Raw genomic sequence first — 19085 nt, 5'->3', positions numbered from 1 at the left:
CCCCGCGAGCCGCCTCCCCCAGTGGCAATGGCCAACGGAAATCTGTGGGTGGGTAGTCGCCTGCGGCACAAGAGAACCTGGGAGAAGGCCGCGGAGATTGTCCACGACAGATCCCGGCAGGGATCCCGAAGAAAAAAGTTAAAGAATCTTCTCCCCGGCCTTCGGTCCGGGGGAGCACTCGTAGATCTCGCGGATCTTCACGATGAGGAGGTTCTTTGCCGGTGCCTTCGCCATCTTCGAGTGGACGGTGAACTGCATCTTCTCGAACTCCGGGCCGCTCGACCGGATCTCGACGTCGCCCTTGACCTGGAAGCAGCCCTTCGTCTCGGGTCCCCAGACGTAGATGGAGATCTTCGGGTTCTCCTGGATGTTTGCAAGCGTCTTCTTCATGAAGTTGTCCGCGATCCAGATCGTCTCGTCGTCGACGAGCTCGACGAACCCGATCGGCACCACGTTCGGCCATCCGTCCTTCGAGGCAGTTGCGACCGGGAACGCCTTCATCGTGCGAAACGCCGTCTTCATCTCTTCAGTAAGTGCAACCATCGTTTTTCACCGGTATGATCTCTCGATTGCAGGTTTAAAAATAGATCCTGTAGAAAACAGCGGCCATGGTGAAGCCGATTGGGCTTGCGCCCCGGTCGGCCGCACCGCTCACGGCTCGAAGTCCATCACGACGGCGGAGTGGTCGCTCAACCCCCGCCCACGCAGGTCGTGGAGGTACCAGCACGCCGTCGGGTTGAGGCGCACGGACGCGAAGATGTGGTCGTAGCGTTTGCACTTCGGGACATCCTCGGGCCCGCGGTCGGGGCACCAGCTGTACTCTCTCGCCTGGTAGCCGTGCAGTCTCCGGAAGACGTCGGGGAGGTCGTACTCCGCGAGACCGGGGAGGACGTTCATCTCGGCGTTGTACCACCACTTTCTCGGGCGGCCGAGGTACTCGTCGCTCTCGGAGATCGTGGAGTTATAGGTTTTGTCCGGGATGATGTCGCGGTAGAACGGAACGATCGTCCCGTCGGGGAGTTCCGCTTCCGGGATGTGGAGATCGCCGCAGAGGATCCGCGGTCGCTCCGACTGAACGGCGAGGTGCCGGTAGATCCCGACCAGCGTCTCGGCCTTGACGATCTCGTTCCTCCGGGTGCCGATCGCCGTCGGCACATGGACGTTGTGGACCTCGAACTCGCCTGCCGGTGCGCTGACGACGGCAGAGACCACCCGCTGCTTCCACGGGATATCGAAGTCGAGCGGGTTTAGCGGGGTGAGGGGATACCTGCTCGCGATCAGGCACCCGCAATCCTTTGCTTCGCCGGGAGGCGAGTACTGTTCAGAGAGCCGGGAGGCGCTGTACGCAAACTGAAAGGGATCGTTTGTGCCCCGCGCGCGAAGTTCGTTCAGCCGTTCGGCCATGTAGGCCACCCGCGCGATCTCCACCAGCGCAAGGCTGTCGACGGAGTGGAACAGCCCGAACTTCTCCAGTTCTTCCCGGAAGAGCGGCAGGGATCGATCCGTCACCTCCTGGAAAGCGACGATATCAGGCGAGTGTTGGCAGACCGCTTCGACTTTCTTCTCCACGCTCTTAAGACCGGAGCGGAAGAGATCCACGTTCCATGAAATGAGCCGCATATGCCCTGTACATGGCATATTAGCACTCCTTGTTCATTAATACATCGAGTTGAGGCAATTTCAAGGTGTTTGTGCAGGGCGGGGTCACCCTCTCCGCTGCTCCGGCCCGATCCCGTGTTCGGTGCAGTGCTTATCGATGGCGTCGAGGAATCTCCTGCCGTAACGCTTCAATTTCGCCTCGCTGACGCCGTAGATCTCGAGGAGGGCAACGCCGGTGCCCGGGTAGAACGTTGCCATCTCCTTGAGGCTCCGGTCGTGGAAGACGACGAACGGCGGCACGTGGTCGAGGTCGGCAACGACTTTCCGGAGCTGCCGCAGCCGGAGGAAGAGGGTCTCGTCGTAGTCGTTCTCGACCCGTGCCGCGACGACGCCCCCGGGACGCGGCTCTGCGAGCGGTACCGGGATCTTCCCCGCGAGCACCTCCCGGCTCCGGTCGTTTTGCACGAGGACGGGGTACCGGCCGCCGGTCGACGTGACGAACCCTTTCCCGACCATCTCCTGGATGAAGAGCAGCCACTGATCGCGGGTGTAGCCTCCGCCGGAGCCGTAGGCGGGAAGCCGGTCGTGTCCGTTCTCGCGAACCCTCGCGCTCTTCGAACCGGTGAGGACGTCGGCGACGTAAGAAGCGCCGAATCGCTCCCCGGTCTCGCGGATGCAGGCGATGACCGCCGACGCGACCTCCGTCCCGTCAAAGACCCGGGTCTCCGTCTCGCAGCGGTCGCACGCGCCGCACCGCTCTTCGGGGTAGGACTCGCCGAAGTAGGCGAGCAGAAACTTCCTCCGGCACCCGGCGGTCTCGCAGTAGTCGAGCATCGCTCCGGCTTTGCGATAGGCGACGTCCTTCTGCACCGCATCGCCGCCCTCCTTCTCGATGACGTAACGGATTGTGCCGTAGTCGCCACGGGAATAGTAGAGGATGCAGTCGCCCGGCTCCCCGTCCCTCCCTGCTCTGCCGGTCTCCTGGTAGTAGGACTCGATATCCTTCGGGAGGTCGGTGTGGATGACGAACCGCACGTCCGGTTTGTCGATGCCCATCCCGAAGGCGACGGTGGCGCAGATGATCGCGGCATCGCCGCGGGAGAATGCCTCCTGGTGCTCCGCGCGGACGCTGTCCGGGAGGCCGGCGTGGTAGGGCAGCGCCGAGAACCCCTTCTCCTGCAGTTTCTTCGCGAGTTCCTCCGTTGCTTTCTGGGAGAAGCAGTAGATGATCCCGGCGTCGTTTCGGTGTTCGCGCAAGTACGCGACCAGCCGCGGGAAGTAGCGTGCCTTCGGCACCACCCGGTAGGTGAGGTTTTTGCGGTTGAAACTCCCGACGAACCTGGCCGGGTTCTTGAGGGCAAGTTGCGCCGCGATGTCGTTCTGGACGGCGGGGATGGCGGTCGCGGTCAGGGCGATGACGGGGACCGCCGGGAACCGCTCTTTGAGCACCCGGAGCCGGCGGTATTCGGGGCGGAAGTTGTGCCCCCACATGGAGATGCAGTGCGCCTCGTCGATGGCGATGAGCCGGACGGCCGCACGCTCAAGGAGCGAGAGGAAGAACGGCTGCACCGCCCGTTCCGGCGAGACGTAGAGGATCCTGATGCGGCCTTCGAGGATCACTCTCTCAATGATCTTCTGCTCGCCGCGCCCGAGCGAACTGTTGATCGTCGCCGCCGGGATGCCGTTTGCCCGGAGACCGTCGACCTGGTCTTTCATCAGGGCGATGAGCGGCGAGACGACGACCGTAAGCCCGCCGAAGACGAGGGCGGGGAGCTGGTAACAGAGGGATTTGCCGCCCCCGGTCGCCATGACGGCGAGGACGTCGCGCCCGGCAAGGACGGCGTCGACGATCTCCTCCTGGTGGGGAAGGAAGGACGTATAGCCGAAGTATTTCTCCAGAACACTGTATTTTGCATTCATTGCTTCATCGGAGTCGGTGTGCGAATAGAGTTGGGCGGAAGCCGGGATAGGGTTTGTTGTTCCGGGCGGCGGTGGCGGGATCCCGCACCTCTCTTTTCTGTCCGGATCGAAGCGCATATCCACGGGAAGCGCAAGTACTGGAAACGATGAAGAACGTCGATATGGCGGTCGAGAAGAACATTCTCACCATACGCGTAGACCTCGCAAAGGAGTTCGGGGCGTCCAAGAGCGGGAAGTCGATCACGATCGCCTCCACCGAGGGGAACGTCCCGGTGCCGGGGCACGAGGAGATCAAAATCGGGCTGAACATCTACCGGGCGAAGTGAGCGGGCATTGATTCTCTCCCGGCGCTGGCGGCCCTAGGGGCACGGCTTTCCACCGAATATCGCCATGACTGCCCCCGCCCCGAGGGGCGGGGAACGACTGGCCGAAGGGCAGGAGCGTGAGCACCGTCAGGTGCGAATGAGGAGGCCGGAGGCCGGGTGAGGTGGGGCTGATGAGATGCGCAGATCTTTGCGCGAGACAGGGGAGGGGGAGACCCCCTCCCCGTCAGCCCCACCCCCAATGGCGATAGCCACCACGGTCCACTGCATGGGGACATGCTCAAGGAAAAAGGCTGATCCCAGGGACAAACCAGGCCCAGCATCAACCTCATCGGGGTAGGGGAAGACCGAAAATGGGCTTCAGCGGAGTATGTGATAGACGTCTCTCTTTCCTTCGCGTTCTTCGTGGCTCGCACCTGCGGTGCTCACGCTCCAGCCCTTCGGCCCGTAGCGACTTGAAGCCTATGGCTTCTCAAGTTTCTATCCTCCGGGCAGTCGCACTTCGTGTGAATCGCCAGTAGACAACAAAATCTCGCGCGAAAACGCGAAATTCGTGTGGTTGTTGGTCACTTCCCTTCGCGCCCCTGAGATACCTTACATCCTTCATCCCCGTCCCACGGCGCACCGGAGCGTCCCGCAGACCTCCCGGATGGGACAGCGGTCGCAGAGCGGTGATTTTTTGCAGATAGTATTCCCCAGGCGCACGATCTGGGCATGGTAGTCGTTGAAGAGTTCCGCGTCCGACTCAAGGCTCTCGGCAAAGAGCCGCTGCGTCTGGTCGTAGGACGCCCCTTCGGGGAGGAGGCCGTAGCGCGAGAATATCCGCCGGGTGTAGGCGTCGACGACGAAGACCGGCTTTTCGCAGGCATACAGCAGAATGGTGTCCGCCGTCTCCTTCCCGAACCCCCGGAGGGCGAGCAGCCGCTTGCGGAGTTCCCCGGTCTCTACGGCAGCCATCGCCGCCGGGTCGGCCCCGAACTCGGCGACGTAGACTCGGGAAAACTCCCTGATCCGCTCCGCCTTCCGGTTGTAGTACCGGGAAGGAACGATCAGGGGGGCTATGTCGGCGGTATCGGTAGCGGCGAGGAGATGAGGGTCGAGCATCCCGGCGTCTTCGAGGTTACGGACGGCCCGCGCCGCGTTCGTCCAGGAGACGTTCTGGGTGAGGATCGCGCCGATCATCGTCTCGAACGGCGTCTTTGCGGGCCACCAGTGCTGGTGGCCGAACGCTGCGAAGAGGGCGTCGTAGATCTGTATGAGATCCTCGGTGAGGGTCGCCGCCATCACTGCCACCAGGGCTTCGCGGCGATCGGCATATGCCAGTCGGTGGAAAACGCCCTTCCGGTCACTTTTATCATCGGCGGGGCTTGCCTGCGCTTGAATTCTGCCCGTTCGACCATTCTTGCGACCTCCCGGACGGTCTCTTCGGGATATCCGGCGGCGATGATCTCATCCGGCGACTCGAAACAGTCGATATGACGGTGGAGGATCGCGTCAAGAAGGTCGTAGGGGGGGAGGATCTCCTGGTCGGTCTGGCCTGGCCGGAGCTCCGCGGAGGGAGGTTTTTTTAACACCCTCTCAGGGATGACGGGGTTTTGTGCGTTCATCCACCGGGCAATCCGGTAGACCATCCCCTTCGGGACGTCGGCGATCACCGATAGCCCCCCTGCCGCATCCCCATAGAGGGTAGAGTAGCCGACCGCGACCTCCGACTTGTTCCCGGTCGAGAGGAGCATGGAGCCGAACTTGTTCGCGAGGGCCATCAGGGCGGTCGCCCGGATCCTGGCCTGGAGGTTCTCCTCGGTGACGTCGCGGGCAAGCCCGGCGAAGACTTCCGCGAGGGCGCCGTCGAACGCCTCCATCATGGGAGCAATTGGGATGCACTGAACCCGGATACCGAGGTTTGCCGCAAGCTCCCGGGCGTCTTCGATGCTCTCCGCGGAGGTGTGGGGGGAAGGGAGGAGCACCCCGAGGACGTTCTCCGGCCCGAGCGCCCGGGCGGCGACGGCGGCCACGAGCGAGGAGTCGATCCCGCCGGAGATGCCGAGATGGACGGATGTGAACCCGCACTTATGGACGTAGTCGCGGGTGCCGAGCACCAGCGCCTGCCAGATCTCCGCCTCAGGGCTCTGGTCGTCGGGAGCGACCGCCTGCTGGGCGGGGCGGGCGAGATCGACGGTCACGACGTCCTCGGCAAAGGCTGCGCCGCGGGCGATGAGGGTTCCGTCGGCGGAAAAGGCAACGCTCCGACCGGCGAAGACCAGATCGTCGTTCCCGCCGACGAGGTTTGCCGAGACGATCGCGACCCGGTGCTCTTTTGCGGCCCGGGAGAGCGTCCCCTCGCGCAGGCGGTGTCTTCCGACGGCAAACGGCGATGCCGAGAGGTTCACGATCGCGTCCGGAGCCTGCCCCCCACATGGGATCTCCTCGCCGATGGCGACGGCGACTGTTCTCTCGCCGAGGCGGAATGCCCCGGGGCCCCCGGCCGCCGGCTCGAAGTAGCGCCCTTCGTCGAAGCCATCGGAGGTTGAGGTCTTCCGGAACGTCTCCCGCACCTCCCCGTCCCGGAGGAGGGCGGCAGCGTTGAAGAGCGGTCGGTCGATTCCGGCGGGGGTCGGCTCGGCGAAACCGACGAGAACCGGCGGGGCATCGGCGAGCCCGGCGGCCAGGTCATTCAGGACGGCGAGGCTCCGGGTTATGAACCCCGCCTGCAGGAGCAGATCCCGGGATGGGCAGCCGATCAGGGAGAGTTCCGGGGCGACGATCAGGTCCGGCCCGTGGCGGGACGCCTCGCGTACGCCCGCCGCAATCCGGTCGGCGTTGCCGGTGAGGTCGCCGACGACCGTGTTCACCTGGAGGAGCGAGATCTTCATGGTACTTCCCCGATTATGATCATTATTGGCGGAACGGATGGCATATGTCTTTGCATGACTGTATCTCCTCGGGAAGCGAACCTCCGCGCCCTACTGCCCGCGTCCGCCGATCATACCCCTTTTAAAGGCCGAAGATCAATGCGCCTTAGAGGGTATCATGCAGAGAGCATGCCGTGAAGCGATCTTCCCCGGCCGGAGTTCCGGCGCATCGGTTGCGTGGCGCACCGGTACCCGGGGGCGAGCAGCCTGACCTCGGACCGCCGCCGATCCGCAATCCAGGACACCCGGCTCCTCCTGCTTGCGGCATCGGTTCTCATCGCCTTCATCGCAAACGCCGCCGGCCTCCTTGCCGGCATTACCATCGTCCTCCCGCACCTGCTGTACCTGCCGATCGTACTTGCCGCCTACTGGTTCCCCCGCCGCGGAATCGTCTTCTCGATTGCCCTGGCTCTCGGATATCTGGCGTTGAGCCTGCCCTTCACCGGGGGAGAGACCGGCGCGATCGTCTCGGCGCTCTCGCGTGCGGTGGTCTTCGCTGCTGTCGGCGCCGTCGTATCGCTCCTCTCCCTCCGGCTGCGGGAGCAGGAAGAGCGGTACCGCGGGATCTTCGATAACTCGGAGGCGGGAACGTTCGTCGTTGCCCGCGGCGAGTCCGGGCCGCACATCGAGGAGGCGAACTACGTGGGAGCCGCGCTCCTCGGCTTCACGACGAAGAACCTGGTCGGGAAGCATGTCGCCGGCCTCTTCGATGACCCCGGAGCATGGGAGGCGCTAGCGGTAGATGTCGACCGGAATGGAGCCGTCTACGAGTGCGAGACGACGCTTCTCCGTATCGATGGAGCAGCCGTCCAGGTGCTCGTATCGGCCGGCCGCCTCCCGGGCGACCGGATCGTTCTCACGCTCGTCGACATCACCGCCCGGAAGAACGCGGAGGATGCACTCCGCCGGACGAACACAAAACTGAATATGCTGGGACACCTCACCCGGAGCGATCTCGCCTCGGCGGTATCGGGACTCCTCGATCGGATCGCCGGGGGGATGCGGGAGTTCGACGACCCCGGTATCCGCCGATATCTCGAGAGCCTGGAGGAGGACGCCCGGGTGGTGCAGCGGCGCGCGGAGATCACCCGGGACTACCAGGATCTCGGCATCCGGCCGCCGGGCTGGCAGCCGGTCCAGAGGGTGGTCAGGGAGGTGACGTCGTGCCTGCTGCTCCCCGGAATATCGGTTCGCTCCTGGGTTGAGCGGCTCGAGATCTTCGCCGATCCGATGCTCGACCGGGTCTTTTCGAACCTGCTGGAGAACGCCGTCCGGCACGGGAAGACCGTATCCTTGGTCGTCATCACCTACCGGATCCTGGACGACGGGCTCGTAATCTCTATCGAGGACGACGGCGTTGGGATTCCCGAAGTGGGGAAGGAACGGATCTTCGATTACGGTGTCGGCATCGAAGGCGGGCTCGGGCTCTTTCTCGTCAGGGAGATCCTGGCCATCACGAATATGACGATCCGGGAGACCGGGACGCCCGGCAAGGGGGCAAGGTTTGAGATACACGTGCCCCCAAGCGGATACCGGATCATCTGAGGCAGAAGAATGTTTGCAAAGGTGCTTATTCCGACAGACCTCTCCGAGGCCTCCTTCACCATGGCGGAGCGGGTCGGCGAGGTTCCGGGCGTCCGCGAGGTCTTCCTCGTTCATGCCCCGGGATCGGCAGGCCTCTCGCCCGCCGATGAGGATGCGCTCCACCGGGTGCGGGAGCTGGTGCAACGGCAGGGGTTCCCCGTCGAGGTGGTGGTTGCGGAGGATGACGGGACTGATCTCCCGGAGAGGATACTCCGGACCGCCCTGGAGACGGGGGCAGACCTGATCGCGATGGGAGTTCGTGACCAGGGGCTTCTCCGGAACCTCTTCTCCGGCAACGTTGCGGCCACCGTGCTCCGGGACGCCCGGGTGCACGTCCTGATCGTGCCCCGGTCGGCGGGGGAAGGGCCGGCGCTCTTTTCACGGCTGCTGGTGCCGACCGATCTCGCGGACCCGGCACCTGAAGTCCGTTCGCTCCTTAAAGACGCTGCCGGGAGCGAGTCGGTGGTGCTCCTCCACGTCGTCGAACCCGGGCGTTCGGGGACGAAGCAGGAGGCCGGTGACCGGCTCGCCGCCCTGAAAGACGTTCTTTCGGTCCCCGGGCGAGAACTCGAGCCGCTGGTACGGGCCGGGGATCCCGCGCGCACCATCTGCGCCGTGGCGGACGAGCTCGGCGCATCCCTGGTTGCCATCCCGCGCATAGGGAGACGTGACGTTGCGGGAGCCGCCCCGCTCGGGAGCGTTACGAGCGCCGTTATAGGGTGTGTCAAACAGTCGGTTCTGGTGCTGACGGTCTCGATCCGCCTGGATATCGAGACCCGGGAACTGCGGAGCGAGGAGTTTGAGCTTGCAGAAGAGATCTGGGTCGATTACCACGAGCTAAAGGCTGACCCGAAGACGGATCGGATATTCGGGGTCTTTGTTGACGGCACGCTGGTCTCCGTCGCCCGGTGCCGCCGGCATCCGGACGGCTATGAGGTGGACGGTGTCTTCACTCCGGCCAGGTTCCGGGGCCGGGGATATGCCCGGCGGGCGATGGACGCACTCGTCGAGGCGTGCCAGCACGATACCCTGTACATGCACTCGGTCAGGAGCCTCGTCGATTTTTACGGGGAGTATGGATTCATATCGATACCGGAGAGCGACCTCCCGCCGACGATCCGGGCAAGGTTCGCGTTTGCTCTCGGCGAGATGGAGGGGGCGAACGTCCAGCCGATGCGCCGGGCCGCAGGCTGGTTCCGGCGATAAACCGTTCTCGCGCGACCGTTCTGCCCGATTCAGTCGTCGTAGAGATCCGGGAACTCTGCATCGTCTTCGATCTCGTCGGGGTATGGGACATCGATGACGATCGATCCGTCTTCGAGGATGTCGCCGATCTCGATGCATACGCCGACAGGAAACTCCCGCTCCTCTGTTCTGCCGTCAGAGTGTTTGATGTACGCCCACATGCTGTCCCTCTGCAGATCTATTCTTTCTGTGCTCCCGGCGCAATCCCGGAAACATGCTCCTATTCCAGTATCAGATGGTGGTTTTATAAAGATTTTGCGCTCTAAAATGCCGGGTTATGTCATACTATTCCGGATTTCCAGGGTGGTGTACATGATAGCGCATCCCTGACGGCCGTGCTGGAGGGATCTGTTCTGCCCCGGCGGCGATAGACAGCCATATATCGTGACGGTGTCCAGGGATGCATACATGCGCATCGGGATCCTCTCGGACACACACGACTGCCTCGAGATGGTGGACGCGGCCGTAAAACAACTGAACGGGGAACGGGTAGATCTGGTGCTTCACGCCGGGGATTACGTCTCGCCGTTCGTCATTCCCCGGCTTGCGAATCTGCAGTCGCCCATGATCGGCGTCCTCGGGAACAACGACGGCGATCACCGTCTCCTCTCGGCACGGTTTGCCGAGCATGACCGGCTCAGCTTGCGGGGCACGTTTGCTGCCGTCACCGCGGGCGGCATGACGATGGGACTGCTCCACGGCGATGACCGCGAACTCCTGCAGGCGCTCATCGGGCGGAAGGCCTTCGATGTCGTGGTTCACGGCCATACCCACCAGGCTCAGGTCAGAACGCTCTGCGGGACGCTGGTCGTCAACCCTGGGGAGACCTGCGGTTACCTGACCGGGCGGCCGACCGTCGCCGTGCTGGATACGGGAACCCGGAACGTGGAACTGCTCTCCCTCTGATGGGGTAAAAAAAGAGGCGGTGCGGGCTATACCGCTTCCGCGTCGCCGGATCCGTCGTCGAGTATCCAGGCCGGGGTGCCGGCATACCCGAGATCCGCCCTGAGCGTCGCCCCGGAGACCTCGAAGGTATCCGGGACGTCGAAGTAGAGGTAGCCTTTCAGGGACTCGTACCGCTCAAGCGGCTTTTTGTCGAACGACTCCCCGAGCGTGGTGAAGGGCGGGACATCCAGGGGGGCGGCCGTGGTTCCCCCGTATTCGAGGACGAACGCGTCCCGTGCGGGCGTCTCGATGGTGTAGAGGTCGGAGTCGCCCTTGTGCCCGAGGTTGGTCGACTTGACGGCTACGAGGAAGAACATACGCCCCTCGCCTGCTTCGACGGTCGGCGTCGACTCATTGCCGGGAACCTCCCGGTATGTCGTTGCGGTCCGGGTGGACTCGGCGAGCAGCGAGATCATGTTCTCGCCGCCCGGATCGTCGTAGGTGTGACGGTCCATGAGCGGAAGAACCTTCTCCGGCGGTGCGACCACGACCGGTCCGGTGCTGACCGCAAAGGTGCTGGCGGCAACGTTCATCGTGGAGATGCCGCCGTCTGCCGGCTGTATCTCGGCGGCCTGCCGGGTGACATTCTCAAGCCCCTCCGACGCCGTGGCGAGATCCTTGAATGCCGTCGGAACGGTATCCTCGCCGGTATCAACCGGGTCGAGGAGCGTCTTGCTTGCTGCCGAGTAAGCCTCGAGCGACCTGACGAACTCGTCCTTGAAGAGCTGCCGTTCAGGGGAGACCTGGAGCGGCTGCACCTCGCCGAGCAGCCTGACGGAGAACGCATGCAGATCGTCCGCCGCTACGGCAGCGGCATCTGCGTCCTGCAGATAGAGGGCGTGGGCATGCTCCATCGAGAGTCTCATCAGGCGGATGCTGGCGGTCTCGACCAGCCCGGCCAGCCGTTCGTCGTCATAATCTCCGGTTCCCTCGTAAGGGGTCCCGACCACAGGAACGGGCCGGTCGGTGCTCTCCGGCACGGCAGGCGTCACCGGCTCCGCATCGCTCTCGGAGAGGGGTTCTTCAGAGACAGAGGAGGCGTTTTCCCCGTCCTGGAACTCTGCGAACGGATCGGGGTTATCCCTCTCATCCATGTGCACCGGGGAGGTTCCGGTTGCGTTGTCCTCCTCCGGGAGTGCCGGGGCCGTGTCTGTTGCGTTCCCCTCATCGGCGAGTGCCCGGAGGTCGGATGGCTCCAGGTTGTCCCCTATCGCCGACAGGTTGCCGGGCGAGAACGGCAGTAACTCTCCCGACTCAAGTGCCATGAGCCCCTGGCCCGAGTCGGCAACGGCCGGTATGGCGAGGAGGAATCCCGCGCAAACGGCAATTCCCAGGAAAATGAGAGCATTCTCATGGTGCTTGCTCATGAGGATTTTTCTTTCAGTAGATTTATATAAATATTATTATATTGCGTGTTTTGGAAAAACACCCCTCCGACAAAACCGTTTCCGCTACCGCCGGAGATCCGCCATCCCCCGGCTGCGTGCCCGGCAGCACCGAAGTCGTCACGAACGACCCGGGCCGGAACCGGCCGACAGGCGAACCCTTTCCGCCCCCTCCTGAGGCGTGGGGGCCCTGCGGCAGGGAGGGCCCGTTGGTTCTGTTTCCGGTTGGGTCACGATCCTCAATTCCGGCTCTTGAGGCTGGTAGTATAGTGATCGCGCCTGCTGCCGGTCAGTTACGCCGAACTCCAGGAACGTTGCCTTCTCTCCTCTGGAAACCTATATGTACTCTCGCGGGTTACCGGGTTAAGAGGAAGCCTGATGGAGATTGTGAAGATACCGAATATGGATAAAGCGGAGTACGATAAGCTCATCGAGGAGGGGTTTCTCAGCCGTATCGCGTTTCAGGGGGCTAAATACCCGTATATCGCCCCGTTCCTGTATGTCTTCGACGGGAAGTTTCTCTACTTCCTGGCAACCAAGTACGGCAGGAAGAACGATCTCTTCCGGCAGCACCCGTATGTCTCCGTTGAGATCGAGAGATATTCCGGTGACCTCTCCTGCTACACCTTCGTGACGATGCAGGGGTACCTGGTGCAGCTTGAGGACGCGATCGAGAAGAAGATCATCAGAGAGAAGTTCGTGAGTATGATCAAGGCGCACAACCTCTCGAAGAACATCCTCGCAGCGCTCGGCCACAAGCCGGAAGAGCCGATCGAGGCGATCGCCTCCGAAGAGCGTTCGAACATCTGGAAACTGACCGGCGTGACCGATATCGTTGCCTTAAAGAACCTCTAACTTTTTTTGACGGAGTCCGGGGCGCGGAACCCTTATGAGCCGGGAAGACACGGGGCGGTTATGGCTCCGGGATGCCGTCCGGCGTTCTCCGCTCTTCTTATCGCACTGCTGGTCGCGACCCCCGCCCTTGCTCACGTTCCGCTCTTCGCCCGGGACGGGTCGTCATCCGACTCGGCGTTCGTCGTGGAAGACGCTGCAAAGTCGTGGGTGATCTACGACACCCTGCCGGACGGCCCCGCCGCCCGGTACTACCGGTTCCGGATGGAGGAAGGGGAGCGGATATACGCGACGCTCCAGGTTTCGCATGCAGCCGGGTTTGTCCCGGGCATGGTGCTCATGGGGCCGGGTATCGGGAGCGCGGGCAGTGTTCCGCCCTACGTGGCTGTCCCGGAGGGTGCCGGCGCGACGGCGGTGCCGGGACGTCTCCCGGAACAGCCGGAGTACGAGCCGTTCACGCCGTCGAAACTCTATGAACTCGCCCGGATCGATACGACGGCGCCGGCCGCCGGCGACTACACCCTCGCGGTCTACACCCCCGGGGAGGGAGGAAACTACGCTCTCGCGCTCGGCTACGTCGAGTCCTACACCCTCGGAGAATGGGTGCGGGTGCCGGTTGACGTCGTCGCCATCCACCGCCACGAGGGGCAGCCTCTCCTCCTCATCTTCGCACCGATGATCGCCGTCCTTGCCATAGGAGCCGCCCTGCTCCTCCGGCGGTGCCGGCTCCTCTCCCCCTTCGCGCTCTCTGCGGCGGTCGCCGGTCTCCTCTACATCGGGAGCGGCGCCATGACCCTGATGCAGATGGTCATCGCGGCCGTGGGAACGGACGCCGGGGCCGCTCTCGTCCTGACCCTCGTCTTCGCGGTCATCCCCGCTCTCCTCGGGGTCTGGGCGCTCCTGGTCGCCTTCCGCAGACTGATCGGAACCGGGGAGCGGATCGCCATGGCAGCGCTCGGTGCTCTCGCCCTGGTCGCCTGGGCGGGGCTCGTGATCGGCCCCGTGCTTGCCTTTGTTGCCGCTGTCCTGCCGGCCCGCCGCCGCCCGCTGCCGTGAGTCACACAAGGAGCGGTTCGAGCATTGCCCCGGCGGTATCGAGCAGGCCGGCGAGCCCTTCCGGTGTTGCGGTCCCTTTCTCCATCCAGCGAATGATGCCGCGCCCGTCCAGGAGGTAGATGTAGGCGAGCGAGGGGTCGCCGATCGCGTAGGCCCGCCGGCACCGCTCGATATCCTCCGGGTAGATCAGCACCTGGTCGTGCTTCGCGGGAGGGGTACCGCCCGCGAGCCCCTGCCGGATGCGGTCGGCGAGTGAACTCCCGATGAGGCTGTCCCCGATGACCGCAACGAGGTAGGTCTTCACCCGGGGATTCTCGGTGAACGCTCCGACGAAGGGGCCGCTCCAGGACTCCGCCATCGGCCCGGCGGACTCGAGGAAGACGAGGACGACGAGCGAGACGTCGCCTCCCGCATCGTCGGGGAGGGTGACGACCCTGCCGGAGAGGGACGCTGCCATGAGGGTGGGGAACGTCCTGCCGAGGGCTGCAGTCACCGGTTCGGTGGTTGTTGGCGTTCTGGCCATGGCCTGCGGGTAGGGACACCCTCAAGATAAACCCTCTCCCGGGTGGGTTGCGGCCTTCGGGCGGGAGGCATTGCACCAAGCACTATACCTATCGAGCACAACAGTTCCTCCAGGGAGGCGTACCGGGTTGATCAGTATCGGGGAAGGATGGGAAGACCTCGCCGCGGCGCTTCGGGAGTCGGATACCGGGGAGCGCGTCTACGTCGTCGGGGCGACGGACAGCGGGAAGACAACGCTCTGCCGTTACCTTGTCGATACGGCGGCGGAGCAGACGAGGACGGCATACGTCGACTGCGACACCGGGCAGTCGCGGATCGGGCCGCCGACGACCGAGGGGATGGCTGTCTATCCCGGCCCGTCGGAACCCTATCTCCGGTTCGTCGGTTCGACGTCCCCGGGCGGCCACTTCGTCCAGACCATCACGGGAGCAAAACGTCTCGTCGAGAAGGCCGACGAACTCTCCGCTCGCGTCACCGTCATCGACTCGCCCGGGCTCGTCTCCGGCGGGGTGGGCATCGAGTTCCAGTTGCAGATGATCGATCTCCTCCGCCCCACCCGCATCGTCGCCCTCCAGCGCGCGCGGGAGATCGAACGGCTGCTCGCGAACTTCGCCCGTCGTCCGGGGACTCTAATCCACCGGCTGGCTGTCTCCCCTGCCGTAGTTGCCCGGCCTGCCGCCGGACGGCGGCGTTACCGCGAGGAACGGTTCAGGGCCTATTTTGCCGACGCGCGATCGCAGGAGATTCCGCTCCGGGGGCTCGGGCTCCAGGGCAGGGTGCCCGATCTCGGGAACCCCCGCGGGTTCGGCGGGAGGCTGGTCTCCCTCAACGACCCCGAGAACTTCGTCGTCGCCCTCGGCATCGTCGAGGACCTGCATCCCGGAAGGCAGCTCGAGGTCTTCGCCCCGCCCTTCGACCCGGCCGCCGTCGCCTCGATCCGGTTCGGTTCGATCTCCCTGGATCCCGGGGCGGCTCCGGGGTCGATGGAGTCGTTCCGGTGCTGAGTCCCTCTCATGCCGGGATGAGCGAGAGCCAGATTATGTAGACCACCGCCTGGGCGAGGGTGAGCGGAACACCGACCCGCGCAAACTCGGCGAATGTCAGCGTCTCGCCTTCCTTCTCCGCACCCTGGATGACGATGACGTTGCTGGCCGCGCCGAGGATCAGCATGTTCCCGGCGATGGTGCTGCCTGCCGCAAGCGCCATCAGCCCGACGGTGGACGTCCCGAGGTGGGAGAGGGCCGGGAGGAAGAGGGCGACGAAGGGGACGTTCGAGATGAACTGGGAGACGACGACGCCGGTTGCGACGATGACCGGGACGGCGCCGAGATCGAGCGAACTCCCTTCGACGAGCGGCTGGAAGAACCCCGACTGCCAGACGCTCGCCATGAGGACGAAGAGGCCGGCGAAGAACGCCAGTGTCGGCCAGTCGATCCGGCGGAGGATCTCGAACCGCCGTCTGCTCCCGACGAGGATGGGGATGGCCGCAACGGCCGCGATCCAGGTCAGCGGGATATCGAGACCCGGGACGAGCGTCACCGCCGCTATTCTAACTGCGATCATGATGACGAGCAGGATGAGCGAGAGGCGGGCGAGGGCCGCGAGGCCGGGATCACAGATCGTCTCCTCGCGGTGAACCAGCGGGACGGTGGAGTTGAGTTCGTCCGGGAACGCCCGGCAGAGGAAGGCGTAGGCGAGCAGGAGGGAGATCGCCGTCGGGACGGCGAGGTAGAGGGGGAACGTGACGAACGGGTTTGCAACATCGCCGGAGAGCGCGATGAGGAGGTTCTGCGGGTTCCCGATGGGGCTTGGGACGCTTCCGGTCGTGACGGCGAACGCAAGGGTGAGCAGCAGGAGTTTTGAAGAGATGCCGTGCCGCCGGGCGAAGTAGAGCATCAGCGGGGTGCCGACGACCGCGAGCGTGTCGTTCATCAGGAGCGCCGAGAGGAAGCCTGCGCCGATGAGGATGAGAACGACCAGGTGCCTGACCGACTCCGCCCGTGAAAAGAGGCGAAAGGAGAGGTGGTGGAGGTAACCGCTCGACGCGAGCGCCTCCCCGATCACGAACATGAAGAAGAGGAAGAGCATCACGTCGAGGTTGATCGACGCGAGCGCGTCGAGCGGCGCGATCGATCCCGTTGCGAGGACGGCCGCCGCACCGAGGAGCATCACCTGCCAGATGCGGAAGTTGACGTTCCCTATCTTTCTGACCGCGATCAGGAGGAAGACGATGACGAGAACGACGAGCGGGATGAGTGTGCCCATGATATCGCCGGAGAAGAACTGCGTGCAATCGATTGTTTTTGCTCCTACCCGAAAAAAGGATCTCCCGGAGCCGAAGAGCCGTCAGGCCTCCCGCCCGACGGTATAGTTGATGACGCACTCGCCGATGTCGCCGGAATATTCTCCGATCCGCCGGATGCTGTCTGTGATCTGCCCCATCGGGATCGCCGTCACCGCCTCGAACCGGAGCACCCGGGTATCGATATCGCGTGTCGTCTCCTCGAGGTCGCGCACCCTCTGAAGCGTCGCGTTCGCCTTTGCGACGTCTCCCGTGTGAAACGCCTCCATGCTCCACGAGAAGATCTGCAGGGCAAGCGTGCTTGCCTCGTCCATGAGGTCGAGGGTCGCCGTCTCGATCTCCCGGTCGATCAGGAGAAGGGCGTTGTGTGCGACCCGGGTGGCGTGGTCGGCGATCCGCTCGACGATCCTGCTTACCTGGAAGCAGTACGCCGCCTGGGCTACCGGGATGTCCATCCGGCGCGCGAGCGTGGCGTCGCTCGCGATGAGGTTGTTCTGCCGCGCAACGAGCCAGTGCAGCCGGTCGACTTCCGTGTCCCGCGTGACGACATCGTCTGCAAGAGCCGCATCGTGCCCCCGTATCGCGGCCATCGCGTCCTGCTGCATGCCCCGCGCGAGAAGGTGCATCCGTTTGATGGTGTTTTCAAACGGCATCTCTGCGGGGTTGAGGAGATCCTTGATCGTTATCGAGGTGTCGGTCTCGCCGACCACCTCCTGCCCGATCGCCATCTGCGTGAACTCCCGGACGAGCTGCAGGATGAACGGGGGCATCCTTCCTTTCGACTCAAGACGGATGGTCGTGAACCCGGCAATATACGCTCCCACAAGGAGGCGGAGCAGGTAGGTACGGTCGGTTGCGGCCCCTACTTCGAAGACCCTGGTCCGGTGGGCCGACTCGCCGCTGATCTTCGGGGTGATCAGGAGCGATCCGTCGGGCTGCACGACCAATCCCACCGGGTCGTTCTTCTGGATATTCGCGGCCCTGATCCACTGTTTCGGCAGGGATACGATGTATGACGAACCGCCGGTGATCTGGACTTTTCTGATCTCCATGAGTTGGTAGGCGTTGGTGCCGGGAGGATATATGCGTTCTGTGGGCTATATACGTCACCGGTATCTGCGAGGAGAGACTATATTGGTATAGTCGTTTTCGGGAGCATTCGCCCGCGCGATCTCCGGCTGGCAAATATTGCCGTTATATCACATGAGCGCCGTGATCCAGAGGAGCAGGGTGAAGAGGATCACGGTCGTTACGATCGACCCGATCCGGTATCGTCGCGCGGCGGCTTTGTCCTGGGGAGCCCGGGGCTCTATCTTCATCAGGACCACGGCGACGAGCGCGCCTGCTATCAGCCCGACGATCTGTCCTGCAACCAGCACCCCGGAAACGATCAGGCTCATCGGTTGGAGCACCAGGACGAGGCCGGCCACCACCGTCGGCGGGATGATGGCGGCGGCGATGGCGACGCCGGCGATGACCTCCGTCGTGCCCCTGCTGAACGCCAGCGCCGCCGCAAACCCGAGGAAGACTGCCATCAGGCTGTAGATGGGGTTCAACACGAGGCGCGTGGCAATCTCTTCGGTCATCGTGAGCGGTATGACGAGATTGATCAGGAAACTGGCGACTGCGGAGAGGATGAAAACGCCCAGAAGCAGCGCCGCGAGCACGCCAAGGCAGCGCGTGGCATTCTGAATATCGCCGAGAGCGGCATAGACGGAGAACCCGTAGATCGGGCCCATGATCGGGGAGAGGAGCATCGCCCCGATGATGATCGTCTGGTTGTCGAGCAGCAGGCCGGAGAGGGCCACCAGTCCGGCGATGGATGTCAACGCGAGTTTTTCGAGATCGAGTTCGCCGTAACCCTTGACCTGGTCGACCAGCTTCTCGACCGGGGTCTTCTCTTCCTTCTCCTCGGCCTTTTTTTCGGCGCGTTTCAGGAGTGACGAGATGACGAACTCCGGTGCCGAGACCTCGATCATGTTCTCGTTGTACCGGAGATCGAGCACGCTCTGGATCTTCTCGATCAGTTCGTCGAGGTTCTCGTCCGGCGTGTATATGGTGATCTGGTAGACATTCTGAACGAGCGATACCGTGTAGTGAAGCCCCTCGAGAACCTCTTCCACCCTCTCGTGCCCGTCTTCGCGCACGTGAACGACGATCTTCTTCATCTCTCCGCCCGGCCGATGGCGGCCCTGCCGATGCGCGTGTTACCGGGACGCGTGAGTTCATGTTCCTCCCGCTCAGTCTCCTGCCGCGTGCCCGACCCCGGGCTCTCCGCGGGAGCCGATGCGGGATGTTTGTCGTCCACGGGGGCAATCCCGGCGACGGTAGCGTCCACAACGAGTATGATCGCGGCGGCTGAACATAAATGTTGCCCGGGCGCAGGAGAGGCGGGACAACCGTGGCATCGCGGTCTTGACGGAAATTTAACTTTCGGGTG

The 19085-nt window shown here is 63.8% G+C and carries 19 protein-coding genes; 7 read left to right on the top strand and 12 right to left on the bottom strand.

The features are described from left to right. Positions 1-138: 138 nt before the first annotated feature. The 3 genes from L21_RS07520 to recQ all read right to left on the bottom strand — a co-directional run bounded on the left by L21_RS07520 (position 139) and on the right by recQ (position 3519). Complete coding sequence (locus tag L21_RS07520; RefSeq protein ID WP_074369870.1) at positions 139-543, bottom strand: pyridoxamine 5'-phosphate oxidase family protein; 405 nt, start codon at positions 541-543, stop codon at positions 139-141. A 108-nt stretch (positions 544-651) separates the two neighbouring features. Continuing rightward, positions 652-1620, bottom strand: coding sequence for an endonuclease/exonuclease/phosphatase family protein (locus L21_RS07515; RefSeq protein WP_256712689.1), 969 nt, complete (start codon positions 1618-1620; stop codon positions 652-654). An 84-nt stretch (positions 1621-1704) separates the two neighbouring features. Next, complete coding sequence (gene recQ, locus L21_RS07510) at positions 1705-3519, bottom strand: DNA helicase RecQ (RefSeq protein ID WP_074369868.1); 1815 nt, start codon at positions 3517-3519, stop codon at positions 1705-1707. Positions 3520-3665: 146 nt separating this feature from the next. Here recQ and L21_RS07505 point away from each other — a divergent pair, with 146 nt between their 5' ends. Beyond that, positions 3666-3845, top strand: a complete 180-nt coding sequence (locus L21_RS07505; RefSeq protein WP_074369867.1) for a hypothetical protein — start codon at positions 3666-3668, stop codon at positions 3843-3845. A gap of 600 nt (positions 3846-4445) precedes the next feature. Here L21_RS07505 and L21_RS07500 read toward each other — a convergent pair. Together L21_RS07500 and L21_RS07495 are read right to left on the bottom strand one after the other, a co-directional pair. Beyond that, positions 4446-5126: an endonuclease III domain-containing protein gene (locus tag L21_RS07500; RefSeq protein ID WP_074369866.1), complete on the bottom strand. Its 681-nt coding sequence runs from the start codon at positions 5124-5126 to the stop codon at positions 4446-4448. After that, on the bottom strand, positions 5126-6715 hold the full coding sequence (locus tag L21_RS07495) for an NAD+ synthase (protein ID WP_074369865.1): 1590 nt from the start codon (positions 6713-6715) through the stop codon (positions 5126-5128). Before L21_RS07495 ends, L21_RS07500 begins: the two co-directional genes overlap by 1 nt. 216 nt (positions 6716-6931) lie before the next feature. On the opposite strand from L21_RS07495, the gene L21_RS07490 reads away from it, so the two are divergent. Beyond that, positions 6932-8299, top strand: a complete 1368-nt coding sequence (locus tag L21_RS07490; protein ID WP_256712686.1) for an ATP-binding protein — start codon at positions 6932-6934, stop codon at positions 8297-8299. Between the two features lie 21 nt (positions 8300-8320). Beyond that, positions 8321-9544 (top strand): GNAT family N-acetyltransferase, encoded by a 1224-nt coding sequence (locus tag L21_RS07485; protein WP_256712683.1) that lies wholly within the window; start codon positions 8321-8323, stop codon positions 9542-9544. A 29-nt stretch (positions 9545-9573) separates the two neighbouring features. Here L21_RS07485 and L21_RS13575 read toward each other — a convergent pair whose 3' ends face one another. Next, on the bottom strand, positions 9574-9744 hold the full coding sequence (locus tag L21_RS13575; RefSeq protein ID WP_256712682.1) for a hypothetical protein: 171 nt from the start codon (positions 9742-9744) through the stop codon (positions 9574-9576). A 247-nt stretch (positions 9745-9991) separates the two neighbouring features. Here L21_RS13575 and L21_RS07480 point away from each other — a divergent pair, with 247 nt between their 5' ends. Next, positions 9992-10489 (top strand): metallophosphoesterase, encoded by a 498-nt coding sequence (locus L21_RS07480; protein ID WP_074369863.1) that lies wholly within the window; start codon positions 9992-9994, stop codon positions 10487-10489. A gap of 26 nt (positions 10490-10515) precedes the next feature. On the opposite strand, the gene L21_RS07475 is transcribed toward L21_RS07480, so the two are convergent. After that, positions 10516-11895, bottom strand: coding sequence for a hypothetical protein (locus tag L21_RS07475; protein ID WP_256712679.1), 1380 nt, complete (start codon positions 11893-11895; stop codon positions 10516-10518). 396 nt (positions 11896-12291) lie between these two features. On the opposite strand from L21_RS07475, the gene L21_RS07470 reads away from it, so the two are divergent. Continuing rightward, complete coding sequence (locus tag L21_RS07470) at positions 12292-12768, top strand: pyridoxamine 5'-phosphate oxidase family protein (protein WP_074369861.1); 477 nt, start codon at positions 12292-12294, stop codon at positions 12766-12768. A 60-nt stretch (positions 12769-12828) separates the two neighbouring features. After that, positions 12829-13821 carry a hypothetical protein gene (locus tag L21_RS07465; protein WP_074369860.1) on the top strand — a complete coding sequence of 331 codons (993 nt, stop codon included), beginning with the start codon at positions 12829-12831 and terminating at the stop codon, positions 13819-13821. A gap of 1 nt (position 13822) precedes the next feature. On the opposite strand, the gene L21_RS07460 is transcribed toward L21_RS07465, so the two are convergent. Then, on the bottom strand, positions 13823-14344 hold the full coding sequence (locus tag L21_RS07460; protein ID WP_074369859.1) for a hypothetical protein: 522 nt from the start codon (positions 14342-14344) through the stop codon (positions 13823-13825). A gap of 127 nt (positions 14345-14471) precedes the next feature. On the opposite strand from L21_RS07460, the gene L21_RS07455 reads away from it, so the two are divergent. Continuing rightward, positions 14472-15347 (top strand): Clp1/GlmU family protein, encoded by an 876-nt coding sequence (locus L21_RS07455; protein WP_074369858.1) that lies wholly within the window; start codon positions 14472-14474, stop codon positions 15345-15347. Between the two features lie 7 nt (positions 15348-15354). On the opposite strand, the gene L21_RS07450 is transcribed toward L21_RS07455, so the two are convergent. From L21_RS07450 to L21_RS14100, 4 genes are all read right to left on the bottom strand, one after another. Further along, positions 15355-16608: an SLC13 family permease gene (locus L21_RS07450; protein ID WP_074369857.1), complete on the bottom strand. Its 1254-nt coding sequence runs from the start codon at positions 16606-16608 to the stop codon at positions 15355-15357. An 81-nt stretch (positions 16609-16689) separates the two neighbouring features. After that, positions 16690-17697: a phosphate signaling complex PhoU family protein gene (locus tag L21_RS07445; RefSeq protein WP_074369856.1), complete on the bottom strand. Its 1008-nt coding sequence runs from the start codon at positions 17695-17697 to the stop codon at positions 16690-16692. A 147-nt stretch (positions 17698-17844) separates the two neighbouring features. Further along, a complete protein-coding gene (locus L21_RS07440; RefSeq protein ID WP_074369855.1) occupies positions 17845-18813 on the bottom strand; it encodes a TIGR00341 family protein in 969 nt (322 codons plus the stop codon). Next, positions 18810-18983, bottom strand: coding sequence for a hypothetical protein (locus L21_RS14100; protein WP_178377697.1), 174 nt, complete (start codon positions 18981-18983; stop codon positions 18810-18812). Before L21_RS14100 ends, L21_RS07440 begins: the two co-directional genes overlap by 4 nt. Between the last annotated feature and the right edge of the window lie 102 nt (positions 18984-19085).

It is taken from the genome of Methanoculleus chikugoensis, assembly GCF_900095385.1.
Classification (GTDB): Archaea; Halobacteriota; Methanomicrobia; order Methanomicrobiales; family Methanoculleaceae; genus Methanoculleus; species Methanoculleus chikugoensis_A.
This window is presented reverse-complemented; position numbering and strand designations above follow the sequence as displayed.